The organism is Methylobacterium oxalidis (genome assembly GCF_007992195.1).
GTDB lineage: Bacteria > Pseudomonadota > Alphaproteobacteria > Rhizobiales > Beijerinckiaceae > Methylobacterium > Methylobacterium oxalidis.
This window is the reverse complement of record NZ_BJZU01000189.1, coordinates 1-6,197: the sequence shown is the minus strand read 5'-3', so window position 1 is coordinate 6,197 and position 6,197 is coordinate 1. Positions and strand designations below refer to the sequence as shown.

8 protein-coding genes are annotated in these 6,197 nt (G+C 61.6%); 5 read left to right on the top strand and 3 right to left on the bottom strand.

Annotation, left to right across the window (positions count from 1 at the left end):
• Positions 1 to 36 precede the first annotated feature (36 nt).
• The 3 genes from MOX02_RS28855 (at position 37) to MOX02_RS28845 (ending at position 1,763) form a co-directional block, all read left to right on the top strand.
• Positions 37 to 570 (top strand): SRPBCC domain-containing protein, encoded by a 534-nt coding sequence (locus MOX02_RS28855; RefSeq protein ID WP_147029222.1) that lies wholly within the window; start codon positions 37 to 39, stop codon positions 568 to 570.
• A 5-nt stretch (positions 571 to 575) separates the two neighbouring features.
• Positions 576 to 1,208, top strand: coding sequence for a dihydrofolate reductase family protein (locus MOX02_RS28850; RefSeq protein ID WP_147029221.1), 633 nt, complete (start codon positions 576 to 578; stop codon positions 1,206 to 1,208).
• Positions 1,209 to 1,379: 171 nt separating this feature from the next.
• Positions 1,380 to 1,763, top strand: coding sequence for a VOC family protein (locus MOX02_RS28845; protein WP_147029220.1), 384 nt, complete (start codon positions 1,380 to 1,382; stop codon positions 1,761 to 1,763).
• A gap of 263 nt (positions 1,764 to 2,026) precedes the next feature.
• Here MOX02_RS28845 and MOX02_RS28840 read toward each other — a convergent pair whose 3' ends face one another.
• On the bottom strand, positions 2,027 to 2,905 hold the full coding sequence (locus MOX02_RS28840) for an alpha/beta fold hydrolase (RefSeq protein ID WP_147029219.1): 879 nt from the start codon (positions 2,903 to 2,905) through the stop codon (positions 2,027 to 2,029).
• 320 nt (positions 2,906 to 3,225) lie between these two features.
• On the opposite strand from MOX02_RS28840, the gene MOX02_RS32790 reads away from it, so the two are divergent.
• Both MOX02_RS32790 and MOX02_RS32785 read left to right on the top strand, forming a co-directional pair.
• Positions 3,226 to 3,492: a DUF2165 domain-containing protein gene (locus tag MOX02_RS32790; protein ID WP_210250421.1), complete on the top strand. Its 267-nt coding sequence runs from the start codon at positions 3,226 to 3,228 to the stop codon at positions 3,490 to 3,492.
• A 20-nt stretch (positions 3,493 to 3,512) separates the two neighbouring features.
• The gene (locus MOX02_RS32785; protein ID WP_210250420.1) at positions 3,513 to 3,746 is read left to right on the top strand and encodes a DUF2165 family protein; all 234 of its coding nucleotides are present in this window, start codon (positions 3,513 to 3,515) and stop codon (positions 3,744 to 3,746) included.
• A gap of 238 nt (positions 3,747 to 3,984) precedes the next feature.
• Here the strand turns inward: MOX02_RS32785 and MOX02_RS28830 are convergent, their stop codons facing one another.
• A complete protein-coding gene (locus MOX02_RS28830; RefSeq protein WP_147029218.1) occupies positions 3,985 to 4,752 on the bottom strand; it encodes a short-chain dehydrogenase/reductase in 768 nt (255 codons plus the stop codon).
• A gap of 549 nt (positions 4,753 to 5,301) precedes the next feature.
• Positions 5,302 to 6,051 (bottom strand): SDR family NAD(P)-dependent oxidoreductase, encoded by a 750-nt coding sequence (locus MOX02_RS28825; protein ID WP_147029217.1) that lies wholly within the window; start codon positions 6,049 to 6,051, stop codon positions 5,302 to 5,304.
• Positions 6,052 to 6,197: the final 146 nt, after the last annotated feature.

Sequence of the window (6,197 nt, the reverse complement as noted above, 5' to 3'; positions counted from 1 at the left end):
CGGGCCCGCGCCAGGCGGCGTGAAGGGAAGCCAGCAATGACGAGCGAGCAGCTGATGAAGGCAGGCAGACAGAGTGACCCCGCCGAGAAGGCACGCACAACAGTGGAGCGGACATCGGACAGGGAGCTCGCCGTCACGCGGACTGTCGACGGCCCGGCCTGGATCGTCTTCGAAGCGTGGTCCAGACCGGAGCTGTTCCAGCGATGGTGGGCGCCCAAATCCTGCGGCGTCTCTTTGATCTCGTTCGAGGCCGATATCCGCACGGGCGGCACGTACCGTCTGTTGATGGGCCACCCCTCCTCGGAGCAGCCCATGGCGTTCTTCGGCCGATACGTCGAGGTGACACCCCATGCCCGCCTCGTCTGGACCAACGACGAAGGGGGTGAGGATGGACCCGTCACCACGGTAACCTTCGAGGAAAGGGACGGTGCGACAGACGTCGTCGTGCAAGAGCTCTATCCCTCGAAGGAAGCGCTCGACGATGCCCTGGCCTCTGGCAGCACGAGCGGGTGGGGAGAGCAGTTCGCGCAGCTGGACGACCTGATCGTCCTGCTGGACGCAGAGGTCTGACTGCTATGGGCAGAGTGCGAGCGAGAGGTTTCGCGGTCTCCATCGATGGCTTCGGGGCCGGCCCGGACCGGAGCCTGGAGCACCCGCTGGGCAAGGGCGGCCGGGAGCTGCACAAGTGGTTCTTACCGATCCGGACCTTTCGATCGATGATCGGGCAAGATGGAGGGACCGACGATCGCTTTGCCCGCGCCACGGCGGAAGGCTTCGGCACCTTCATCCTCGGCCGCAACATGTTCGGGCCGGCCTGCGACGATTGGGGCGGGCCCGACTGGAAGGGCTGGTGGGGTGACAATTCCCCATATCACGCGCCGACCTTCATCCTCACCCACCACCCCCGCGCGGCCATCGTGATGGAGGGCGGGACGACCTTCCATTTCGTCACTGGGGGCATTGAGGCAGCGCTCGCCCAGGCCAAGGCTGCCGCCGGCGACTTGGACGTTAAGATCGGCGGTGGTGTGTCGACGGTTCGCCAGTATCTGCTCGCGGGCGCGATCGACGAATTGCACTTGGCGGTGTCGCCCATTGTTCTGGGCCGGGGCGAGCACCTGTTTGCGGGTATCGACCTGCCGGGCCTCGGCTATCGGGTGACAGAGACGGTTCTCACGGAGCTTGCGACCCACATCGTGCTGCCGCGCTGACTGCGGAAGCGAACCCGACACGGAATTTGGAAACACCCGCTGCCGGCGAAGGCCCGGATGGATGTGGGAAGCCGACGTTTGCCGCAATGCGAGGTTCTGGCCGGATCGCGGCCTCATGCGCGTTCAGCTCCGTAAAGACCGGTCAACATACAAGCGAACGGGATAGCTGAGATGAAGGTGACTGTTTCCATAGACGTCCCATCGATCGAAGAGGGCCTGAAGTTTTTTGGTGATGTCTTCGGTTTCGTCGAGATCTCCCGACCTCATCTCGGCTACGCAATGTTGAGCTCGGGTGATGCTACGATCGGGCTCCTTGCGAAACCGGCAGGATCATCACCAGCACCAGGAAGCAATGACCTTCGCCGGTATGAGCGCCATTGGACACCGGTTCACGTCGATTTTCGTGTCGACGACTTCGAAGGAACACTTGGACGCGCCTTGGCAAACGGCGCAAGATCAGAACAGGTGCACCGCGTGTCAGGCTTTCCCCCAGTCGCGTTCTGCAGTGATCCTTTCGGGCATGGGTTTTGCATCGTTGGCGTGAAAAAGCTTTAGAGCCCCAGTAGATCAAGTCAAAACACCTATGACCTTGCGCGAAGCTTGGTCAGGAGGCCTTCGATGGTTCGCAGGACCCGTTGCAAATCAGAACTCTGCCTGCTGCTTGTGATCCAATCTGTGCCGATATCCGCTTGGGAGATGCCGGCCAAGGCCGCTGAATGGCCGAGATGGGCGCAAAGCCGAAGGGCCGCTTGCCAGATGGAAGGCAAGGTTCGGTAGTGGTGCATTCTGGGTCTTTTAACCCAGCGGAACGAAGTTGCTCAGTCGTCCCAGGATGCCGTCAGCGCATCCAGCACGGCCCTAGCAAACAGAGGCGGGTTCTGGAGCATCGCGAAGTGGGAGACGCCCGGCAGGATCACGAGGCGGGCATCCGGGATCGTGCTGGCCATGTAGCGGTCGTGACTCTGCTTAATCGCCTCGTCATAGCGACCGTCCGCGACGACCATCCGGGTACGGATCGTCTTCAGCTGCTCGGTGGTGATGTCCGGCTGCGTCGCCCACATGTCGTGGATCTGCTTCAGGAAGCTGTCGTACTCGCCCGGTGTCAGTGAGAGCTTCCTGTACTCCTCGCTGGCGCGCTTCTCGAACTCCGCGAACACGCCTGCCTTGTCGAAGTCGGCGATCACGCCGTCTGGGACCGTGTTGGCGCCAAAGGCGAAGACGCGGTTCAGGCGTTCGGGATGACGGATCGCCATGACGATGCCGATGATCCCGCCATCGCTCCAACCGACCAGATCCGCTCTCGAGATCTGCAACGCGTCCAGCATCGCCAGGATGTCGGCGGCCATTAGCTCGTAGCTGAAGGGTTGCGCCGATCGCGTGCTTCGGCCGTGGCCGCGGCTGTCCACCGCAATGACGCGGAAGCCTTCGTCTACGAGCAAGGGAATGATCGCGCCGAAGTAGTCGGCGTTCGCGAGGCCGCCATGGACCAGGAGGACGGGCTTACTATCAGGTGAGCCGAGCTCGGCCCGCCACATCTCGATGTCGTTGACGGGCAGCCGACCTGACACGGTTGCGAGCGGCAGTTTGGGGGTTGGCGGCAAGACGGCCCACGGTCGCTCGGTCGACGACACGGAGCCGGCGATGATGAGGGCTAAACCGAGGATCACGCTCCTCAGGACCGAAGCAGACTGAGACATGCTGCCTTTCCGGCTTTCATGTTCGGGGCTGCGTGGGCGCCGAGATGGCTCATGTCGATTTGCAGCCCGAGTAGGCTATCCTCGTTTGAGGAGCTTCTCGAGAGCGCTGTTCGTCGGCTTCTGCGTCTCGTCGACAAGGTTGAACAGCGCTCTCGCGGTGATCGGCGTTTGTGGCGGGGGGCTGTGCAGGTGGCGCTATGCATCGGCGTAGCCGACCGGCGTGCGTAGTTCGCCTCGAGCACAGCCAAGAAAGGTCGGGAGATCGGGCACGCCGAGGGGCAAGCTTCTGATGCTGCAATGACGCACCCGGAACGAAGAGGATGAGCCATCTGCCGCCACCGTTGCACGTGCTCGCCGTCAGGACCTCGAAGACGATCCTCGTTCTCTTCGTCGCCCTGTTCTGCCTCGTCGTGGGCTGCAACAACGTCGTCGATTACGGCTCGAACTACACATTCGTTCAGCACGTGATGACGATGGACACGACGTTCCCGGACAACCGGCTCAAGGACCGAGGGATCTCGTCGCCCCTGATGCATCAGATCGCCTATGGGCTCATCATTGCAGGCGAACTGACGGCCGGCCTCTGAACCTCGCCGGATCTGTCGCCATGTTCCGGCATCTCAGGTCTGACCGGCGGAGCTTTTCGCGCGCAACGGTGCTGCCCGTCGTCGGCCTGACGATCGGGATCGCCATCTGGTTCTTCGGGTTCATGACGGTCGCGTCTGAGTGGTTCCTGATGTGGCAATCCCAGCAGTGGAACGCCGTTCAGGCTGCTTTCCGCTTTGTTATTTGCCTTGCGGTCGTGCTGATCTTCCTGACGCAGATCGAGGCTGACGAGTAGAGGCGGACTCAGGTTGCCAAGTGCAGAAATGCGCGCGGCCCTTCTTGAATCATCGAAGAGCTGCTTGCCGGCAGTTCGATTGGCTTTGAACGGCTGGTTTTGACCGAGAGCTGCCGATCTGCTCCCGGCATCATAGCCGCAGAAGTGGAGATGGCCTTGACGCGTAAGATTCGCCTGAAGGCCGGCGGCCGCAGCAGGAAACACCCGGCGAGGCAACCCCGGTTTATACCAAGGCTAATCAGAGCGGCACGCGAGCGGGATCATCAATTGTCAGAATGACTCCAGAAGTGTAGCCGGATCGTGGCGAGGCCAGGAACGCCACTGCGGCGGCGATCTCTTCGGGCGTGGCTGCGCGCCCGAATGCATTGTTCTTGAACGCGTCCTGCCAGCGTTCTGCATCGCCGGTGGTGCGCTCGGCGTTGGCTCGCAGCAGCATCTCGATGCGATCGGTGGCGACCGGACCAGGGTTAATCCCCACCACTCGCACTCCGTCGCGCGGAGAGCATGCCCCCAGGGCGCGCGTGAATGCCATCAAGGCCGCATTGCCGCTGCTGCCTGCGATGTAGCTCGGCTCGGCACGCTCGCCTGCCGATCCAATAACGTTGACGACAACGCCTCCGCGCTCCTTCAGCGTGGGGTAAAAGGCTCGGGTCAGATCGATATACCCGAAGACCTTCAGGTCCCAAGCGGATCGCCATGTCGCCTCGTCAACAGCCAGGAAATCTCCCGCTGGAATGGCTCCGGCGTTGTTGACGAGGATGTCGATACCTCCGGCTTCCTCAACGACGCGCGCGTGCTCCGCGCTACGAGACAAGTCTGCCGGGATAGCTTGGACACCCACCCCGTGACGCACTTGAGCCTGCGCGGCGCCGGCGAGACTGCTGGAGTCACGCCCGACGAGAACGAGATCGCAGCCTTCCTCAGCGAGAAGCGCTGCCGTCGCAAGTCCGATGCCCTTCGATCCACCCGTGATGAGCGCTCGCTTGCCCTTGAGAGAGAGATCCATGCGGATGTCCTTTAGGCCACTTGGAACAGCACAGGGTTGGGAGAGGAAGTTACAGGACGATTGCAGGGCGCGGTTCCTTGCGTTTGTCAGGGGTGCAAACGGTCGGACCCTCATGACAGTTCGATGGCTGTATGCAGCCGCGCTTGCCGCTCTGGAGATCGCGGGGTTGCGTGGCAAACCGATGATGCTCCCTCTTCCGACCGATCACGCCTTGCCCGACGGCTCGACCCCCGACCAATCTGCCGCCAATCCTCAATGATCTGGTGCCATGCATCGGTGCGAGCATCGGTGACCTGACCGGTTGGCTTTTGACCGGGCTAATTGGGAGGAGCGGAGAAGTCGGAGATGAGGCGAAGTCAGAAGACGAGCGCGGAGCAGATCGTGTCGACGTTGCGCCAGATCGAGGTACAGACGGCACAGCCAGGGACACTGCCGAAGCTCGCGGACGCACGATGCTGATGCTGCTCGGCCGTGGCCTGTTTCGGAACGTGGGCGACCGGACCGAGAACGCCCTCGTCAGCCACCTACCGGTAGGTGACGGTTCGGCTTCTACCGCAAGCCACCTGACACAAGAATATCCTCACCCGTTATCCAGCCTGCATCCGGAGATGCAAGAAACACGGCGACCGATCCAACGTCCTGAGGCTGGCCCATCCTGCCTAAAGGAGTTTTGGAAACGAAATCTCGCGCTGCATCGGAGTTCACCAATCCCATGGCGTGAAGGCCCTCGGTCTCTACTGCACCGGGTGAGATGGCATTCACACGGATATTCCGTGGCCCCAGCTCCTTGGAGAGAACCTGCGTGATCGAGGCGACGGCAGCCTTCGTGGCCGTGTAGACAGCGGATGTCGGAATTGCCACACGTGTTCCCGCGGATCCGATATTGACCACGCTGCCTCCATTTGGCCCGAAGTTCTTTACAGCCTGCTGCGTGCAGAGTAATAGAGCGAGGACGTTTAGGTCGAAATGCAGGCGGAACTCGGATTCTGTGAAGTCGTCGATCGGAGCAAAGCGATATATTCCCGCGTTATTGACAAGTATGTCTAACACCCCAAGCTCTTTCTTGGCTGTCAAGAACAGCTGTTCGACATCGCTGGCCCTCGCGATATCAGCGCGTACTGCGATAGCTTTGCCCCCGCCTGCTCCGATCTCGCCGACGACGCGATCTGCATCTTCTACACTAGAGGCATAATTTAGGGCGACGGCGGCACCTTCGGCCGCCAGCGCCTTCGCAATACCTGCACCGATGCCTTTCGACGCTCCTGTGACGATCGCCACTTTGCCCTGCAGCTTGGTCATGAAAGTACTCCTCTCCCCGCCCAACACTGACGGCCAGCACGGCGATCTACACCGCTCCCGGATCACGTCCGCTCGACTGTCGGTGTAAGAGAAGCTTCTGGAGGGTCCTTGTTGCAGGCCCATTTCAGGACAGTGCCGAGTGGCTA